This is a genomic window from Stenotrophomonas sp. STEN029, assembly GCF_056760015.1.
In genome coordinates this window covers 40751-59753 of record NZ_JBRREC010000004.1, presented here as the reverse complement: position 1 = coordinate 59753, position 19003 = coordinate 40751, and the positions used below count along the sequence as shown (strand labels likewise).

Here is a 19003-nt window from a genome sequence, read left to right as displayed (position 1 = left end):
CAGAACGCGTCAACTCAGTGCGCCCCGCCCGCTGCGTCCTCCGCAGGCTTGGGGGCCTGCAGGGCTTTTTCCACATCGGCGCGGACCACGCTGTCGATACGACGCAGGATCGAGGCCGACATTTCGCGACGCAGCTCATCGGCAAGGATTTCGCGTTCGGTGGTGGTACCGGTGGCGTCCTGCGGCGGTGACACGTAGTCGCGTGACAGCTCCACCGCCTGTTCCGGCACGATCACGCTGCCGTCCGGACGCAGGAACGAGAACACCACCGCGTAGCGCAGGCTGTATTCCTGGGCACGGCCTTGACCGTCGATGGCGATGGGCAGGTCACCCCAGCGCTCGGAGCGGATCAAGAGACGGGCAACGCCTGGCGTCTTGCCAGCCACGGCAGGCGTGTCGCCGTCTTCCACCACGGTGGCGCCGGAAGAGCGCAGGCCGCGGTTGAGGATCTTGACCAGTTCGCTGTAACGCACCGCTGAATCCACCTGCACCGCCGGCATATCGGCAGGCAGCGCGAGCTTGTTACGCAGATGGAAGCCGCACCCGGTGAGGGTGGCAGCGAGAATCAGGGCAGTCAGGTATCGAGTCATGCACACAGTCTGGAGGAGCCGGCCGGGAGCGGCAACAGGCAGCAAGCCTGCCTGATGCCGCGTGAACTGGACTTGAGATACCGGTTGCGGCTTATGCCGCAACGATATTGACGATCTTGCCCGGCACGATGATGACCTTGCGGATTGTCAGCCCGGCCAGGAACTTGGCTGTGTTCGGCTCGTCCTTGGCCAGGGTTTCGATCTGCTCGCGCGAGGTATCGGCGGCCACGTCGATGGTGCCACGCAGCTTGCCGTTGACCTGCACCGCCAGGGTCAACGAATCCTTGACCAGTGCAGCCGTGTCCACCTGCGGGAACGGCTGGTCCTCGAGCAGGGTCTGCGCGTGGCCCAACAGCTGCCACATCGCATGACAGGCATGCGGGGTGATCGGGTTCAGCAGCAGCACGGCCGCCTGCAGTGCTTCCTGACGCACCGCACGGCCCTGTTCGCTGGCATCGTCGAACTTGGCCAGGGTGTTGAGCAGCTCCATCACCGCGGCGATGGCGGTATTGAAAGCGTGGCGGCGACCGTAGTCGTCACTGACCTTGCTGATGGTTTCGTGGGTCTTGCGGCGGATCGCCTTCTGCTCGGCAGTCAGCGCAGCAGCGTCCAGGGCCGGCGCAGCGCCGTCGGCGGCGTGCTTGTGCACCATTGCCCACAGCCGGCGCAGGAAGCGCGCCATGCCGTCGACGCCGGCCTCGTTCCATTCCAGCGACTGTTCCGGCGGCGCAGCGAACATCGAGAACAGGCGCACGGTGTCAGCGCCGTACTTGGCCACCATGGTCTGCGGGTCGACGCCGTTGTTCTTGGACTTGGACATCTTCTCGACGCCGCCGATCACCACCGGCTGGCCGTCTTCACGCAGGGTCGCGCCGGTGATACGGCCGCGCTCGTCGCGCACCGTGTCCACGTCGGCCGGGTTGAACCAATCCTTGGAACCGTCGCTGTTCTGGCGGTAGAAGGTCTCGGCGATGACCATGCCTTGGCACAGCAGGTTCTGCGCTGGCTCGTTGCTGTCCACCATGCGCGCATCGCGCATCAGCTTGTGGAAGAAACGGAAGTACATCAGGTGCAGGATGGCGTGCTCGATGCCGCCGATGTACTGGTCGACCGGCAGCCAATAGTTGCCGCGCTTGTCCACTGCCTCACGTGCACCCGGCGAGGTGTAGCGGGCGTAGTACCAGCTCGACTCCATGAAGGTGTCGAAGGTATCGGTTTCGCGCTCGGCCGCGCCGCCGCAGTCCGGGCAGGTGGTCTTGCGCCATTCCAGGTCGGCCTTGATCGGCGAACCCGTACCGTTGAGCGTCACGTCTTCCGGCAGGATCACCGGCAGCTGGTCTTCCGGCACCGGCACCGCGCCACACTTGTCGCAGTAGATCACCGGGATCGGGCAGCCCCAATAGCGCTGGCGGCTCACGCCCCAGTCGCGCAGGCGGTAGTTGACCCGGCGCTGGCCCTGGGCCTTGCGCTCGAAACGCTCGGCCAGTGCCTCGAAGGCGCCCTGGAAATCCAGGCCGTCAAATTCGGCGGAATTGACCAGCTCGGTTTCGCGGGTCTTGTCGCCGTACCAGTCCTGCCAACGGTTGGCATCGTAGCTGCGTTCGTCGTCGTTCTTGGGCGACTTCAGCGCGATGACCTGCAGCTTGGGCAGGCTGTACTTGGTGGCGAACTCGAAATCACGCTGGTCGTGGCCCGGAACGGCCATCACTGCGCCGGTGCCGTAGCCCATCAGCACGAAATTGGCGACCCAGATCGGCACCTGCTCGCCGCTGACCGGATGGATGGCCTTCAGGCCGGTGTCCATGCCGCGCTTTTCCTGGGTTTCCAGCTCAGCCTCGGAGACACCGCCCTGTTTCAGCTCGGCCAGCATGGCGGCCAGCTGCGGGTTGTTCTTTGCGGCATGCACGGCCAGCGGGTGTTCGCCGGCAATGGAGACGAAGCTCACGCCCATCACCGTGTCCGGGCGGGTGGTGAACACACGCAGCGGATCCAGCGCGGCGCCATCCACGTCACGCACGTCGAACTGGATTTCCAGGCCTTCGGAACGGCCGATCCAGTTGCGCTGCATGGTCTTGACCGATTCCGGCCAGCCCGGCAATTCATCCAGGCCGTCCAGCAGTTCCTGGGCGTAATCGGTGATGCGCAGGAACCACTGCGGGATCTCGCGCTTCTCGACCAGTGCGCCGGAACGCCAGCCGCGGCCATCGATGACCTGCTCATTGGCCAGCACGGTGTTGTCGACCGGGTCCCAGTTCACCACCGAGTTGCGGCGGTAGGCCAGGCCCTTGCGCATCAGGCGGGTGAACATGCGCTGCTCGTGGACGTAATAGTCCGGCGTGCAGGTCGCGAACTCACGCGACCAGTCGATCGCATAGCCCAGCGACTTGAGCTGGCTGCGCATGTGGCCGATGTTGGCGTAGGTCCACTTGGCCGGCGCGGTCTTGTTCTTGATCGCGGCGTTTTCGGCCGGAAGACCGAAAGCATCCCAGCCCATCGGCTGCAGCACGTTATGGCCGGTCATGCGCTTGTAGCGGCTGATGACGTCGCCAATGGTGTAGTTGCGCACGTGGCCCATGTGCAGCGCACCGGACGGGTACGGAAGCATCGACAAGCAGTAGTACTTGGGCTTGTCCGAGGTTTCGTTCACCTCGAATGCTTTCTCGGCCTCCCAGAACTTCTGGGCGGCGGCTTCAACCTGCTGGGGATCGTAGATATTCGGTTCGACGCTGGACATGTCAACGCTGGGCAACGGCAAAGCGGCAAAGGGTACCGCAGTGCATCATTGCACTCCAATCGGGCCACAGGCCAGCATCCAGCAAGGCATGCAGGTCATTGAAATATAGGGCTTTTAAAAAACCGCCAATTTCCAAAGCCAGCGCCGGGCGCGTTGACTGCGCGTGCCTGCCCCGCCAGCGCGGTGATTGTGCCGCGCCGCTCAGCTGCGCGCCGGTGCCAGCCGGGCCGCGCCCACCAGCCATACCAGCCAGCCCAGGAACGCCAGGCGCTGCGCCATTGCCACCGGCATGGCGATCTCGAACAGGAAGGCACTGCAGACGACCCAAAGCACACAGGCCAGAGTCAGCGTCGACAAGGACCGCCAGCCTTTGGCCTTGCCCGCCCCAAACCGCAGGGCGATGGCGGCGGCAGTGAACGCCAGCAACCACAGCAACCAGGCGCTGGCGTGGAACTGGCTGGCGCGGTTCTCGATGTCATCCACGTCGAGGGGAAACAGGCCCATCGCGGCAAAGGCGATGGCGGCCAGCAACAGCATCTGTCCACCAACCCGCAGCGGACGCGGCGCAGCGGCCGGCATGCGCAGGATCAGGTCCAGTGCCGCCACCGCAGCCAGCAGACCCGGTACCACGAAGCCCAGCAGGCTGAAGGCAGTACCGCCGGGGATGCCTCGCGCGCCGAGCAGCGACACCGGGTGGCGCATCTGGTCATAACCGTGCAGCTGCATGCCGAAACCCACGACTGCCGCCACGAAAACCACTGCCGCCAGTGGACCTGCCCAGACCATTGCATTGTTCCGCTTCAACACAGCACACCTTGTCCCGCTCTGGCCGGGGCACAGCTGCCACGACTACCGGCCGCTATTGTGAGGGCTGCGACCGGTAATGACATCGGTCGCCAACCCCGGCAACCTCGGCTCAGGCACCGGCGACCACTATTTCGACCCGGCGGTTCGGCGCCAGGCAATCCAACAGTGCGGCACCAGCAGCCTCATCGCATTGCACCAGCGGCGCACTGTTGCCGCGCCCCTCGGCATGGATCGCAGCAGCAGGGATGCCTCGCTGCACCAGGTAGTTGCGCACGCTCTGCGCGCGCCGCCGCGACAGATCCATGTTGTAGGCATCACTACCGATGCGATCGGTGTAGCCGATGATGTTCAGCGTCTGCGCCGCGTTGCTGGCACGGAGGTCCTGCACGAATTCATCCAGTTTCGCCCGCCCCGCCGCTGACAGGTTGGCGCTGTCAAAGGCGAACAGGGCATCGGCCGATAACCGCAGCGGCGCCACCACCTGTGGTGGCGGAGGCGGTGCCGGCGCAACCGGGGCAGGAGCCGGTTCCAGCAGGGCGGCGCAACTGTCCGGCTTCCAGCGTTGACCGCTGGCTACCCCCTTGGAATCGAAGTTGACCTGGAACTGGCACTGGATCGGCTCGGCTCCCACCGAACGGCGGAAGTTGAATACGTAGTTCCAGTTGCGTACACCCCACAAGCCCTCATTGAACTGTGGCGTGCCCAGCAACTCCTGGATCTGGGATTTGTTCATGCCTGGCGCGTACTGGCGCAGGTTGTCCAGGTTCACGTAAGTGCCGCCTGCGGGATAGGCGCGAGCCGGGTCCGGGAACTCCTCTCGCACGTTGCCCTTGCCACAGGCGGTCAGCGTTGCCAGCAAGGCAAGTACAGTCCATTTCCTGTTCATAGCGTCCTCGATGCGTAGCCAGGGTTGTATTCCTGCAGGTCCCCATTGCACCGCTTACCACTGGAAACCAGCACCCACGGTCACCCCGCCATCACCACGGGTATTGGCCGAGCCACTGAGCTTGTAGATCCAGCGGCCGCCATCGGTGACCCCGGACACGCCCACCGCCATGCTCGATTCACCATGGAACGTACTGGCCGCCATCGACGCCATGCGCTTTCCTGCCTCGGTGGGTTGCGGCAGACCCGCCATCGCCATCGCCGAAGCGACGCCTGCAGAAGCACGGTCATCGATGCGCTTCATGTCGCGGCTTACGTCATTGAAACGTTGATCGGTATAGTTCTTCGACCAGTCCATGACCTCCCCCATGCCCTTGTTGAGTTGCGCGACATTGACGGCATCGGTAGGCGCCACGCCGGTACCCACGTTGTGGATGACGGTACTGGTGCCCGGGCGCCCCATCGTCACGCTGCCGTAATTGGTGCTGCCGTCGGTGTTCTGGTCATAGCGCACGGTGCCCTGCTGCGAAGCCTGAAGCTGGCGCACATTCACCGCGTCGGTGGCCTCGGTGCCATCACCTACGTTGGTGATCTGACGCTCGGCGCCGGCGGCACCGACCGACACGGTATTGGCACGGGAGGCCACCGAGCCTGCGCCCAACGCCACGCTGCCGGCAGCGGACGCGTCGGCACCGTTGCCGATGGCAACCGCCTGGTTGCCACTGGCCTTGGCTTGCGGGCCGGCAGCCACACTGTCCTGGCCGGTGGCCGAAGCAGCGGCCTTGGTTGAGTTGACGGCGAAGTACTGGTTGCCGGCACCACCGTTCTGGATGTTGTCGATGCGGTTGTTGACGTTGACGATGGAGCCATCCAACGCCGCCAAGGCGTCGGTGACATTGCCCAGCGTCTGCTGGGTACCAACACCGCTACTGTTGATCGAAGTAACGTTGAAGCTGGCTGCGCTCCATTGCCCGGTAGTGCTGTTGTACTGCAGCGTGCCACCGATGGCAGACGCAAGTGCCTGGTTGGTTGTGGCCAGTTGCCCACCGTTGATCGCATCCAGGCTGCCCGTGGCAACATTGCCCGCAGCCACGTTGCCCAGGGCCACCGCCGCACCACTGCCATTGCCGGTCAAACGTACTGCGTTGGTCGGATTACCGGCACCGTCGGCGATGTACTTCACCGCCAATGGATCGCTGCTGCCCGGGACATTGCCCGGCAACAGGTTGGTCAGGTTTGCCAACGAGTCACTGATGGAGGTGAACGCGCTGCCGATGTTTGCGTATGACTGCAGTGAAACCGCACCCAGCACACCGATGCTGTTGATCTGGTAGCTCGGCGCGCCAAGCACGCCACCGTTGAACGTCGCACCGCCGCCCAGATAGGTCGCCATCGAGCCGCCCAGCCCGAACAGCTGCCCTCCGTTGACCGCCTCCATGCTGCCCGCGGCAACCGAGCCGGCCGCAAGATTCGCCAGCACCGTGCCACTGACGGCCTGACCGCTGCCCAGCGTCACCTTGCCGTAGTTGACGACACCATTGGCGTCTTCGTCATAGACCACGGCGGCCAAGCCCAGGTCGTCAATCTGGTCCAGTGCGCCGCGCAGCTGCTTGACGTTCACCGCATCGGTGTCCTGGCTGCCGGCGGCGACATGGGTGATCTGGCGCTCACGCCCCGCCGAACCCACCGCCACTTCGCCGATGGAGGTCTGGGTAGCGGTCAAACCGAACGCGGTGTAATTGTCCTGGCCACCGCGGGCAGCATTGGACTTGAAGCCCAGCGCCACACTGTTGGCCTTGTCCGAGGTTGCACCGGCACCGAGCAGGGTCTGCGCGTTGGCGGTGCCCTTGGCGCTGTCGCCCACCACCACCGAGTGACCCAGCCGTGCATCGTAGTCAGCCGTCGGCACCCCGGTCTTGCCACCTGCGGCATCGATGAACACCTGGTCCGCCGTCTGCGTTGCCAGGCGATGCTCGGCGTTGCTGCCGATCACCACTTCCTTGGAGCCGTTTGCAAACGCGCCGTCACCGATCAGCACCTGGTAGTCCTGCGCTGCAGGCACCGCCCAGCACTTGGCCGTCACCGCGCCGAGCACATTGAGGCAGTCGGAAGCCCAGCCCGGAGCGCCGTCCGGCAACACCAGGCCAAGCAGTCCACCCGGGTCACCATTGTTGATGTTGGTGATGTAGCTATCGGAGGTAACCCCGCCGATCAGGGTCAAATGCGAGTTGCCGCCGGTGCTCAAACCACCCAGCCCGTCCAGCAGACTGCCTACCGGGCTCAGGTTGACCACCGGCAAACCCAGCACCGAGACCTCGGAATAGGTCTGCATCACGTTGGTGCTGTTGACCTTCAGGCTACCGCTGTTGATATAGCCATTGCCGCCGAGGATGGAGGTAAGCGGCGAATCCACCAACTGGTTCACCGAGCCGACCAGACCACCATTGCCGACGATCAGGCCTGATGGGCCCGAGCTGGGTGCCGGCGGTGCAGCGGGCACCACCGGATTGCCGGTGAGGCCGCCAACAACGTTCGACAAACCGCCGGTCAGACCACCGATCACGCCACTCAGAGCGCCGGTCACACCACTCACACCCGATCCGGAGCCGGTGATGCCGCCCAGCGTATTGCCGGTCGCACCCAGCAGCGTGGAGGCGGCGTTGTCGACCGTTTCCAACAGATTCTGCACCGTGCCAGTCACATCGCCGTTGGCCAGCGCGCCGGTCGTTTCCTGCAGCCCGCCGGTCAGCGTGCCAACCGTATTGGTGACACCCGTGCCCAGCGTGTTCGAGCCGGTCACGCCGCCCACCACCGCGCCAAGAAGATCGCCTACGCCGTCCAGCACCGGCGCAGTGCCGCCGACCACGCCATTCACAACACCGCCCAGACCCGCTCCTTCGATCAGCCCGCCGGTCAGGTCCTCGACGGCGCCCACCGCGCCGGTCACGGCGCCAAGCACCGGATTGCCACCTTGCTCTGCGCCTGGCAGCAACCGCTCACCCACACCCGCAACGCCACTGCCAAGTTGGCCGGTAACCGAGGTCACCGTGGTACCGACGTGTGAGGTGAGCGTTTCCACAGCTGCCACCGGCTGGCCTGCCAGCACCTCGCCAGTGACTTCCTTGACCGCGCCCACCGTTGCAGCCAGCGTGCCCTGCAACGGGCTTCCACCCTGCTGGCCCGGCAGCAGCCCACCGACCAAACCTTCAACGCCACTGCCCAGATGCTGGCCAATCGGCGTCAACGTCGTCCCCACATGGGAGGTCAGCGCTTCTACCGCTGCGACCGGCTGGCCTGCCAGCACCTCGCCAGTGACTTCCTTGACCGCGCCCACCGTTGCAGCCAGCGTGCCCTGCAACGGGCTTCCACCCTGCTGGCCCGGCAGCAGCCCACCGACCAAACCTTCAACGCCGCTGCCCAGATGCTGGCCAAGCGGCGTCAACGTCGTCCCCACATGGGAGGTCAGCGTTTCCACCGCTGCCACCGGCTCACCGGTCAGCACTTCGCCGGTGAGCTCCTTGACCGCGCCAGCCGTTGAAAGCAATGTTCCATGCAACGGGCTTCCGCCCTCCTCCTTGCCAGGCAGCAGCACCGCGGCGATGCCTTGCTGTCCCGCACCGGTTCCGGTCAGCGGGCCAACCGTCGCAGTAACCGCAGCATTGGCCGAAGCCGCCAACGGCTTCACTGCGAGTGCGGCATCCGTTACGACGGCCAGCGCTGCAGCAGGTGAACCAGCCCCACCATGTGGATGCAACTTCGGCAGCGAGGCGCGCACACCCACCCGTGCGCGTACCGCGGCTGGCACAGTGGCAGCATGCGGCTTGATCGCGGCTGCCGCCGATACGTCCACCTGCAGCAACGCCGGCAACGTCACCGACGTATTTAGCGCAGCACCGGCACCAGCTGTCGGCAAGGTGGTGGCGACAATCTGCTGTGCGTCGGTGTTGCTGTACTTGGCGACCAGATCCTGCAGGTCGGCAAGCTTGGCGTCGGTCGCGGATGCGGGCCCGGCCATGGCCAGCGCGATGGCGCTGCCCAGACCCGCCAGGCTCCACGACACCGACGGCGCCAACTTTGCCGGACCAGAACGTTTCCCCTGTGCGCTGGCCAGCTCGGAACCTACGACGAAGGCGTTGAGTGCGCGGTTCCAGACCAGACGATAAATGCGGTTCATGTGGAGCCTCCGGTTCGACCCATCCCGGAGCGGACAGGTCTTCGTTCGTGAGGCCAGTACAACGCTTTCAAGTCCGATGGTTTGCCCGCATCCGGCACATCCATACGGCAATTTGGCAAAGCGATACCCGTTAGCGGCACGCAAATGCACGTATTCGGCAACCACTGCGGTTAAGTGATGGGCATCACGCAGCTGCCCGGCGCAGCTCAGGCCGTGGAGTAAGTGCCGCGCATCAAGGTCTCACTCGGCAACTCGCCAAACACCCTGCGGTAGCTGTCGGCAAAACGCGACAAGTCCCACAGGCCGCAGCTCAGCGCGATTGACTTGACCGACTTGCGGCCTGCATCTGCACTGGACAGGCTGCGGCACGCCTCGCACAGACGCAGCATCGACAGATAGCGTACCGGGGATATCCCAACCAGCTCCTCGAACGCATAACGCAGCGCCCGCTCACTGACGCCCGCGGCGTCGCACAGCTCGTGCATATAGATATGGCGCCGGAGATTGGCATACATCATGTCCTCGGCGCGGCGAAAGATAAGGTAGCGGGCACGTCGGCTGCGATTGCAGCCAGCGCGCTCGGGCAGGCCATTGGTCACCACTTCCTTGACGTGCGCATCGAGCATCGCATCGATCTCATCGCTACCGACTTCACCCTGGTGTATGCGCTCTTGCAAGCCTTGGTAGTAAGCCTGCAGCGGCACATGCGGACGGTTGCTCAACACCGGCACGCCCGCCGCCTCTTCCAGAAGACCACCCAGTCGCTGCGCTGCCGCACGCTCCTGGAACCGCTTGAGCGGGACCAGCACAAAGGTCATCCGGCTGCCGGCGCCCAAGGCGAATTCGGTAACACCTTCCGGCATTACCGACACGATGTTTCCCGATACCAAGGGCACGCCATGGCACCAGCTGGTTTCCGGATCCACCGCCTGCAGGCATCCCAGCAGGCACCAATCCAGCGGCAACATGAAGCGACCACGGGTACGTGCGCCGACCTCGAAAGTGCATAGCAAGGCCTGGTCGTGAACAAAGGAGGTGATCGATGCCGTAGGTGGCTGATCATCGAGCAGCACCAGTTCAACGTGGCACACGCGTAGCGTGCCGCTCAGCGACGCCAGATCAAATGACCGTAACCCGTTTCCGCCGACTACCGCATCCATGTGAACGCCTTTGCGCCCCCTGAGTCAGGGACGCGCTTCAGAAGCCCGACCATCCATTGCAGGTAACCGAACACAACCTGCAATCCCCTGCCGCACAGCCTGAAACTCGCATTACGGAATCGCCACGACAGATGCATTCAACTGCCCCTGCGTCATGGATACTGACAAAAAAAAATGGCCTTCACGCCGGCTCCGCCACTGCCTAATCGCGAAGTCCATCACATATATGAAAAACAATTCGTTCTTGCCGAATTTGCGCATCCGTGGCCGGGACCGATTGCAATGATGCTTCCGGGCATGCCCTGCATGCCGACAGGGGACAACGGAAGCAAAGGTAGGGAACTGCCGGCACTACCCGGCAACCTGAGCGACCGTCGGCACACTCTTGCCGGTGTCATGTGCATCCCAATGACCTCAATCGGGCAGCAATGCCCATCGCCCGGCTTTCTGTCGGTGCAACACCGACACCGGGTCATCAGGGAGAACACCATGAACGCACAGCTGCGCAGGTTTTTCCGGGAAGAAGACGGTGTTACCGCACTTGAATATGGTCTGCTGGCAGCCGTCGTCGCGGGCCTGATCATATTCTTCGCACGCGACGGCCTGAGGGCCGTATTCCAGACCGTCCTCACCAAGCTCACCGAACTGGTTGGTGGCGCTGGCACCGGCACCGGCACCACCTGAGCCGGGGCTGCGGCCATGACCATCGCCTATCTGACGGCGTTGCTGCTCGGCGCCCAGGTCGCGATCAGCGACCTGATGGCCAGGCGTGTTTCCAATCGGGCGCTGCTGGTCGTGCTGGGGTGTGTCATGGCGATGCAGCTGTTGCAGATCGGCAGCCCGCCATCGCTTGCCAGCTGCCTGCTCGGTGGTGTGATCGGGCTGGCAGCATTGCTGCCCTTCTATGCCATCGGCTGGATGGGCGCAGGCGATGTGAAGCTGTTTTCGGTGATCGGCTTCCTGCTGGGCGGCAGCGCCCTGCTACCCATCTGGATCATCGCCAGCCTGGCTGCCGGGGCGCACGCGCTTGTCGCCTTGAACTGGCCGACGGCAACCTCCTGCGCACCGCTGCGCCTGCAACGGATGGTGCAGTCACTGCAGGGTTCCAGCCTGATGGTGGATTGGCAGATGGACCTGCGCTCTGCGCGCCGTGGGCGCCGCGGCATTCCTTATGCCGCGTATCTGGGTCTGGCGATGATCGTCGTCGTGATGAACGGAGGTGGTCATGTCTAGGCTGAGAGCGCCTGCCAGACGGCGTGTGTGCGGCGTTGTGACCATCGAGTTCGCGTTGATGATGATGTTCGGCGTCCTGCCGTTGCTGTTCATCACCTTCACCGGCGTGATGATTTTTGCCGCCCAGCAATCACTCGCCTTGGCCGCAGGTGAAGGCGCGCGCGCCTCCCTGCGTTACGGCAGCACCGCCGAACGACGCAACAATGCCTGCCAGGCAGCGGCTCGCTCGATGCAGTGGCTGCTGAATTACTCCAAGACGGCAGCCGGCTGCAGCAGCGCCGATGCGGCACCGATCGCCGTGTCTCAACCTTATGCATGCGCCGCCGATAGCACTGTCAAGTGCATCAAGGTAACCACGTCGTACAACCATGACGCGCATCCCTTCATGCCAGGGACCGGTACGTTGATGGGCTGGACCATGGGCAAGTCACTGAGCAGTACCGCCGTAGTTCAACTGGATCTAGGCGACCGCTAAACGCGGACTCCAAGGGGAGGAGCTTCAAGATGCCCAAGGCAATACGCATAGCTGCAATCCTGCTGCTGGCCGTGGCGGCACTGCTCATGGTGCTGGCGTTCGGAATCGGTCGGCGCGCAACCCAGCCTGCCGACGTCAGCAGCGCAGCGCCACCGGCCAATCCATCCAAGCGGATGGTGGTGGTCGCGAGCAAGGAGCTGCCTGCCGGGCAACCGATCACCGCTGCCAACCTCAGCATTGCCGAAATGGCCTTGCCACCGGCCAACGGCTACACGGCCATCAATGAGGTGGAAGGACGCACCCCGGCGAGGAACATCGCTGCCGGCGCGATGATCACCAGCGAACAATTGCTCCAGGGCATTGCCATTGGCATCAAGCCCGGCGAACGCGCGGTCGCGGTGCCGGTTGATGAGCTTGCCGGGGTCAGCAACCGCGTCACGCCCGGCGACTACGTCGATGTGTTCATGAGCCTGCAGGACCCTTCCAGCGCTGGCGGTGGCCAGAACAACACACAGGCCCGGCTGCTGCTTTCGCGCCTGCAGGTATTGGGCTACGGCAACGCCGATGTGGGGCAAGTGGGCAACAGCGCTGACGAACAGGGCAACGACGTCGGTGCCTCGCCACCGGAACCTGGCAGCCGAGCCGAAACCATCGCATCACGTGATGGTCGTAGCAGCGGGTCTACAAACGCCGACGCCGCGCAGGCACGCAGTGCGATCCTGGCCGTTCCCGTACAGGATGCAGGACGCCTGTTGCTGGCCGCACACAGCGGAAAACTGTTCCTGGCACTGCGCAATCCCGGCGACACCGGCTTGGCCGATGAAGGCATTTTCACCGAGCCGGCCGCGGTGCTGGCGCTACGCGGAAATCTTGACCAAGCGGCTGCCGAAGCCGCCTCCCGCCCGGAGAACCGCGCCTATGCCGGTATCGACCTGAACGCACTGGCCGGCGGCAGCCGCCGCCCAGCGCCCGCGCTGAGCACTGCGTCGGCCGCACCACAACGCCACCGTGGCGCACGTCCTGCCCCCCCGCCAAGGCATCGAAATCATCCGCGGCACGCCCCCCTCCAATCAGCAGTCCTCGCCATGACCGGAGGAATCCTCTTGCACCAGCGTTCTTCCATCACCGCATCTGCGTTGTTCACCTTGGCGCTGTTCGGGCTGGGTGGTTTCATGCCACCGCTGACCCAAGCCGCACAGGCGCAAGCGAGCAGCAACACTGTCGTGCTCGAACTCAACGAGCAACGCCCCTGGAACCTGCCCGCCGGGGTCGAACGGATCGCCATCGCCGACCCTTCCATCGCAGATATCACCCGCATCGGCCGCAACAGCGAAGCCCTGCTGGTTGGCAAGTCCGCCGGCAGTACCACCTTGCTGTTGTGGTTGCAGAAGCAGGCGGCACCAATGCGCATCCGGGTGGACGTGCGCAACGCGGTACAGGGCGGACTGCTGGATGGCAGCGCCAATGGGCTGACCGTGCAGGCGGGCCAAGCCCTGCTGTCAGGCAGTGCGGGCTCCCTGCTCGAGCATGAAGCCCGTCGCAAGGCCGCGGCTTCGGCTGTTGGCGAAAAAGGCATGATCAGCGACGCGACCACCATCAGCAGCGGTGGCGTGGTGCAGGTCGAAGTCAAGGTGGTGGAGTTCAACAAGAGCGTGCTGCGCCAGGTCGGCATCAGCTTCAAGAACATCAATGGCGGCTTCAGCTACGGCATCACCTCACCCAGTGGCAGCAATGACGGCGGTGCGCTTTCATCCGCATTCAAGCTGGTGGCCAAATCCATCCCGGGCGCCTGGGATGCGAACATCGATCTGCTCCAGGCCAATGGCATGGCGCGGGTGCTGGCGGAACCGACGCTGGTGGCGTTATCGGGCCAAAGCGCCAGTTTTCTGGCCGGCGGCGAACTTCCCATTCTTGAACCGCAAGGGCTTGGCACCACCACGGTGAACTTCAAACCCTTCGGCATCGGCCTGACGGTTACTCCTACCGTACTGTCGGCAGACCGCATCGCGCTGAAGGTGGCACCGGAAGCCAGTGACCTGGACTACACCCGCGGCATCACCCTGGACGGCACCCAGATTCCCGCCATCTCCACCCGCCGCGCGGACACCACGGTGGAACTGGGTGACGGCGAGAGCTTCGTCATCGGTGGCCTGGTCAGCAGCCAGCTGTCCTCGAACGTCAACAAGATCCCGTTGCTGGGCGACATCCCGATACTTGGCTCGTTCTTCCGCAACCTCAGCTACAAGCGTGAGGACAAGGAGCTCGTGATCGTGGTGACGCCGCGCCTGGTCAAACCATTGGCGCGAGGCACCGAGATCCCGTTGCCTGGCCAGCGCGAAGCACAACCCAAACTTCCGGTCTGGGGCGCATGGTTGCTGCACCCGGCCAGCCCTGACCAACTCCCTGGCTTCTCACGCTGAAGTGCCCCCATGCCCCCGGTGATGCCCTTGCCCCAGACCCAGAGCCATCCCGAATTGAATCTGCTGCTGTACGCACCGGATAACCGCCACATGGCGCGTCTGGGTTCCGTACTCGCAGGGCAGGCCAATCTGCGCTGGGTCGATAGTCGCGAAACCAATCCGCGCCAGCTGCTGGACGCAGCAGCAGGCTCGGCCTTCGTGTTGCTCGATTACTGCGGCGGCAATGCCGCCTACTCCACCGACCTCGCCCGCCAACTGCACGCCCTGCCCGGTTGCCCGGCCATGATTGGATTGGGCACCACCGGCCCCGAGCAGGCGGCACACCTGTTGGCGGCGATGCGCGCAGGCGTCTGCGACTTTGTCGATATCGACAACAACACCGCACAGATGCTGGAAGTGTTCGAGCGAGTCGGTGCGGCTCCCAGCCCGGTGCGCGCAGCCGCGACCCCGGAACTGCGCCCTGACGGTCGCCTGATCGTGTTGTTGGGGGTGCGCCCTGGCGTCGGTACCAGCACCTTGGCGACCCATCTCGGGGTGAGCCTGGCCGAGCAGAACCCGGTCTCGCCCGATGTTGCCGCCCTGCAGGGTTGGTTGCTGCTGATCGACCTGGGTCAACCCGCTGCCGACGCCGCGCTCTACCTCGGCATGGAAAGTCACTTCAGCTATGAAGAATCGCTACGCAGCGTCGAGCGGATGGACCGTACCTTCGTCGGCACCGCGTTCGCCCACCATGCCAGCGGCATGGCCCTGCTCGGCATCGCCAGTGGCAGCCTGCTGAAGAAGCATGAACCCATTTCCCTGCTGGATCGTCTGCGCAGCGTCTTCCCACTGAGCCTGTGCGATGTCGGTGGCCTGCCGGTGCAACTGTTGCCCACCACCCTGCTCAAGAGCGCGTCCGAGGTCTGGCTGGTCACCGATCAGGCGATCGGTTCACTGGTATCGCTGGACCAGACCATGCGCGAGCTCGAAAGCCGCGGCCTGCGCGACGACCGCCTACAGCTGATCGTCAACCGCTTCGATGCCAACGGCGGGCTGGCCGACACCCAGATCGCCCAGCGCTTCAACCTGCCGCTGCTGGCCACCCTTCCGGACCGCTCGCGGGTACTGCGCTCCAATGCAGGTCTGGGCCGCTTGCTCACCGATGCAGCTCCACGCGACCCCTATCTCAAGGCACTGCAGCCGCTGCTGCAGCGCCTGGACCGGCGTCGGCTGGCAGCGCCACCAACCACCGCACCGGCATCACCGCTGGCCCGTCTCGCCAATCTGCTGGGTAGATAACAATGGAAGACAAAGTCACCCCCTTGTCCCCGCGCATCGCCGCAGCAGCCCTGTCGGTGGAACCAGTACCGAACGTGCCGTTCGAACAGACCGAGCAGTTCCAGACCGTGCTGTCGGCGGCACACGAATACCTGTTGAACCATGTCGAGGACCAGCGCGTCGACATCGATTCATGGTCGCCGGAAACCATCGGCAAATTCGTGCGCACGCAGACCGCCGCCTTCGTCAAGGAGTGGAAGATCCCGGTCAACGCGCACGAGATGGAAGCCGTTGCCAGCGCCCTGCAGAAGGAGCTGACAGGCTTTGGACCGCTCGACGATCTGCTGCATGACCCGGAGATCGAAGACATCCTGATCAATGGCTACAAGGATGTACATGTCTCGGCCGGCGGTGTATTGCGCCGCTCTACCCAGCGTTTCGGCGATGACCGCCACCTGCTGCGCATCCTGCGCCGCATCATCGCGCCACTCGGCCGCCGCCTGGACGACTCCAACCCCATGGTCGACGCGCGCCTGCCCAATGGCGGCCGCCTCAACGCCATCATTTCGCCGTTGGCCGTTGACGGGCCGATGGTGTCCATCCGCAAGTTCCGCAAGGACCCGTTCACCCCCGATGAGCTGCTGGGCCGCGGCGCCTTCGACAAGCCGATGTACGCCCTGCTAAACGCGATGGTGCGTGGCCGCTGCAACATCCTGATCTCCGGCGGCACCAGCTCCGGCAAGACCTCGCTGCTCAACGCGCTGGCGACCTTCATTCCGCACAACGAGCGCGTCATCACCGTCGAGGACACCGCCGAGCTGGCCCTCAATCACCCGCATGTAGTGCGATTGGAATCACGCATGGGCGGGTTTGATGGCAGTGGCGCGGTCAGCATCCGCGAACTGGTACGCAACAGCCTGCGCATGCGCCCGGACCGCATCGTGGTCGGCGAAGTGCGTGGCGCCGAGGTGCTGGAAATGCTGCAGGCGATGAATACCGGCCACGACGGTTCAATGGCTACCGTGCATGCCAACAATGCCCGCGACTGCCTGTATCGACTGGAAATGTTGGCTGGTTTTGCCGGCTTCCAGGGCAGCGAAGACAGCCTGCGCCGGCAGATTGCCGGCGCCATCGACTTCATCGTGCAGATCTCGCGCCTGGGCAGTGGCCGCCGGGTGATCGTCTCCATCACCGAGATTACCGGCGTCAGCGACAACGTCATCACCAGCCAGGAGCTGTTCAAGCATGAGACCTGGATCGACCAGGACAGCCGCGAACGCGACCGCTGGACAGGCCTGGGCTTTCACCCGCACTGCCACAAGCTCGAGCCGTTCCGGCAGGAGCTGCGCGAGGCCAACATGGGGAGCTTTTCTTCATGATGCTGCCCTTGCTGCTCGGGAGTTTCGCAGTGCTGCTGGTGGCGCTGGCGATGGGCCTGTGGTGGGGTTTGGCAACACGCGTGCAGCAGCGCGCTGCCGCCAGCCACGCCGACACCCGTCTCTCGCAGCCGGGTTCGCAGCGCGCCGCCGATGACGCCCGCAACAGCCGTCCACCGAGCAGACGCTGGGCCGAGCTGCTGCGTCGGGCGGGGTTGAAAGACTCGGTGCGCACGTTGATCCTGATCGCGCTGCCCGGCATCGCCGTCACCATCGGGGCTGGCCTGCGCCTTGGCAGCGCCTGGTTTGGCGCATTCGTACTGGCGCTGTATCTGCTGGCGGTGGCGCTATGGCTGTACCGGCGCATCGACAAGATCCAGCAACGGCTGGTCGCGCAGATGCCCGACTTCCTGGAAAACATGGTACGCATCGCCGGCATCGGCAACAGTTTGTCGATGGCCTTCCAGAGCGCCACCCAGAATGTCGATCCACCATTGCGCCCCATCCTCGACAACGCCCTGACCTATACCCGCGCAGGCATGGACCTGGATCGCGCCCTGCAACACGCCGCGCAGGCCTATCGCCTGCGCCCTTTGGAAATGCTGGCGGTGATCCTCGGCACCAGCATCCGCATCGGCGGCCGCAGTGATCAGATCCTGCAGCGCATGAGCGACTTCATGCGCGATCTGGAAGAAGTCCAGCGCGAACTGCAGGCAACCACCTCCGAGACCCGCATGTCTGCCTGGGTACTTGCGCTGCTGCCAGTCGGCGCGGCCTTGTCGATGGCCTTGATGAGCCCGGATTTCTTCCAGCCCATGTTCCAGGAACCGCTGGGCAAGAAAATCCTGTTGATCGCGGTGCTGCTTGAACTGTTTGGCGGCTTCCTGCTGTACCGGCTGGCCAAGTCGCTATGACGCCCTCCATCACCCCTCAGCTCCGCCGGAGAGCCGCATGAACCAGCTGTACGCCATCGCCATGATGCTGGTCGTGCTTGCCCTGGTACTGGCTGCGGGCGGCCTGCTCTACCGCGGGCGCCGCAGCCAGCAGGCGGGCGCGGCATTGCAGACCGCTCTGGACACGGCCCAGCATCTGGAACACGACAAAGCGCCGAAAGCCGGTTGGTGGCGGCAGCGCCTGAGTGACCTTGCCGCCGTCGGCCAGCACTTCGACGGCAGCCGCGTGCAGAAAGCGCTGCTTGCACCCGAGGACAAGCTGCTGTTGGAACAGGTTGGCTGGAACCACAACACCGGCACCGCCGCCTTCCTTGCCACCCGCCTGCTGCTTGCCTTGCTGATGCCACTCATCGCCGTGCTGTTGTTGCGGCCGCATGGCGGCGACATGGTCATCATCGTGCTGGTCGGCTTTGCGCTTGGCATTCTGTTGCCGAAGCTGCTGCTGCGCAGCTGGGCCAGTCGCCTGCGCAGGAAAGTGGATGAAGAATTGCCCTTGCTGATCGACCTGCTGCGCCTGTTGCAAGGTGTTGGCTTCAGCATCGACCAAAGCCTGCAGATGGTTGGCGAGAAGCTGCACATCGCCATCCCGGTACTGGGCCACGAACTGCAGGTCGCCAATGCCAGCTACAGCCGCGGCCGCAGTCGCGCACAATCGCTGCGACGGCTCTCCGAGTCCTTCGACAACGACGACCTGCGCAGCCTCATGCAGATGATATTGCAGGTGCACCAACACGGCGGCGCCGTGCAGGAACCGCTCAAGCAGTTCGGCATGCGCCTGCGCGAACAGCGTCGGATGAAGATGAAGGAGAAGGTCGGCAAGCTCTCGGTGAAGATGACCGTGGTGATGATGATCACCTTGCTGCCGGCGCTGATGCTGGTACTTGCCGGGCCCGCAATCATTTCGCTGGCTGCCGCGATCAAGGGAATGTAATGGGAGCC

General features: G+C 64.4%; 14 protein-coding genes and 1 pseudogene. 9 read left to right on the top strand and 6 right to left on the bottom strand.

Features of this window, described 5'->3' with window-relative positions; translation table 11 throughout:
* Positions 1 to 14: 14 nt before the first annotated feature.
* The 6 genes from ACVOLI_RS01735 to ACVOLI_RS01710 form a co-directional block, all read right to left on the bottom strand.
* Positions 15 to 590: an LPS-assembly lipoprotein LptE gene (locus ACVOLI_RS01735; RefSeq protein ID WP_481533278.1), complete on the bottom strand. Its 576-nt coding sequence runs from the start codon at positions 588 to 590 to the stop codon at positions 15 to 17.
* Positions 591 to 681: 91 nt separating this feature from the next.
* On the bottom strand, positions 682 to 3324 hold the full coding sequence (gene leuS / locus ACVOLI_RS01730) for a leucine--tRNA ligase (RefSeq protein WP_481533277.1): 2643 nt from the start codon (positions 3322 to 3324) through the stop codon (positions 682 to 684).
* 201 nt (positions 3325 to 3525) lie between these two features.
* Positions 3526 to 4131: a DUF998 domain-containing protein gene (locus ACVOLI_RS01725; RefSeq protein ID WP_481533276.1), complete on the bottom strand. Its 606-nt coding sequence runs from the start codon at positions 4129 to 4131 to the stop codon at positions 3526 to 3528.
* Positions 4132 to 4240: 109 nt separating this feature from the next.
* Complete coding sequence (locus tag ACVOLI_RS01720; protein ID WP_481533275.1) at positions 4241 to 5017, bottom strand: OmpA family protein; 777 nt, start codon at positions 5015 to 5017, stop codon at positions 4241 to 4243.
* Positions 5018 to 5071: 54 nt separating this feature from the next.
* Positions 5072 to 9190 (bottom strand): ESPR-type extended signal peptide-containing protein, encoded by a 4119-nt coding sequence (locus tag ACVOLI_RS01715; protein WP_481533274.1) that lies wholly within the window; start codon positions 9188 to 9190, stop codon positions 5072 to 5074.
* 206 nt (positions 9191 to 9396) lie between these two features.
* The gene (locus tag ACVOLI_RS01710; protein ID WP_481533273.1) at positions 9397 to 10350 is read right to left on the bottom strand and encodes a helix-turn-helix domain-containing protein; all 954 of its coding nucleotides are present in this window, start codon (positions 10348 to 10350) and stop codon (positions 9397 to 9399) included.
* A 489-nt stretch (positions 10351 to 10839) separates the two neighbouring features.
* Here ACVOLI_RS01710 and ACVOLI_RS01705 point away from each other — a divergent pair, with 489 nt between their 5' ends.
* The 9 genes and pseudogenes from ACVOLI_RS01705 (at position 10840) to ACVOLI_RS01665 (ending at position 18995) form a co-directional block, all read left to right on the top strand.
* Positions 10840 to 11034 (top strand): Flp family type IVb pilin, encoded by a 195-nt coding sequence (locus tag ACVOLI_RS01705; RefSeq protein ID WP_481533272.1) that lies wholly within the window; start codon positions 10840 to 10842, stop codon positions 11032 to 11034.
* A gap of 15 nt (positions 11035 to 11049) precedes the next feature.
* Positions 11050 to 11583, top strand: a complete 534-nt coding sequence (locus ACVOLI_RS01700) for an A24 family peptidase (protein WP_481533271.1) — start codon at positions 11050 to 11052, stop codon at positions 11581 to 11583.
* Positions 11576 to 12058: a pilus assembly protein gene (locus ACVOLI_RS01695; protein WP_481533270.1), complete on the top strand. Its 483-nt coding sequence runs from the start codon at positions 11576 to 11578 to the stop codon at positions 12056 to 12058. Before ACVOLI_RS01700 ends, ACVOLI_RS01695 begins: the two co-directional genes overlap by 8 nt.
* A gap of 29 nt (positions 12059 to 12087) precedes the next feature.
* Positions 12088 to 12942: pseudogene (gene cpaB / locus ACVOLI_RS01690) on the top strand (Flp pilus assembly protein CpaB); the annotation flags it as partial.
* A 288-nt stretch (positions 12943 to 13230) separates the two neighbouring features.
* A complete protein-coding gene (locus ACVOLI_RS01685) occupies positions 13231 to 14478 on the top strand; it encodes a type II and III secretion system protein family protein (protein WP_481533318.1) in 1248 nt (415 codons plus the stop codon).
* A gap of 27 nt (positions 14479 to 14505) precedes the next feature.
* Positions 14506 to 15756, top strand: coding sequence for a CpaE/TadZ family protein (locus ACVOLI_RS01680; protein ID WP_481533269.1), 1251 nt, complete (start codon positions 14506 to 14508; stop codon positions 15754 to 15756).
* A gap of 2 nt (positions 15757 to 15758) precedes the next feature.
* Entirely contained in the window at positions 15759 to 17114 is a 1356-nt protein-coding gene (locus ACVOLI_RS01675; protein WP_481533268.1) for a TadA family conjugal transfer-associated ATPase, read from the top strand.
* A complete protein-coding gene (locus ACVOLI_RS01670) occupies positions 17111 to 18025 on the top strand; it encodes a type II secretion system F family protein (RefSeq protein ID WP_481533267.1) in 915 nt (304 codons plus the stop codon). The genes ACVOLI_RS01675 and ACVOLI_RS01670 overlap by 4 nt, the downstream gene beginning before the upstream one ends.
* Before the next feature lie 37 nt (positions 18026 to 18062).
* Positions 18063 to 18995, top strand: coding sequence for a type II secretion system F family protein (locus ACVOLI_RS01665; RefSeq protein WP_481533266.1), 933 nt, complete (start codon positions 18063 to 18065; stop codon positions 18993 to 18995).
* Positions 18996 to 19003 lie beyond the last annotated feature (8 nt).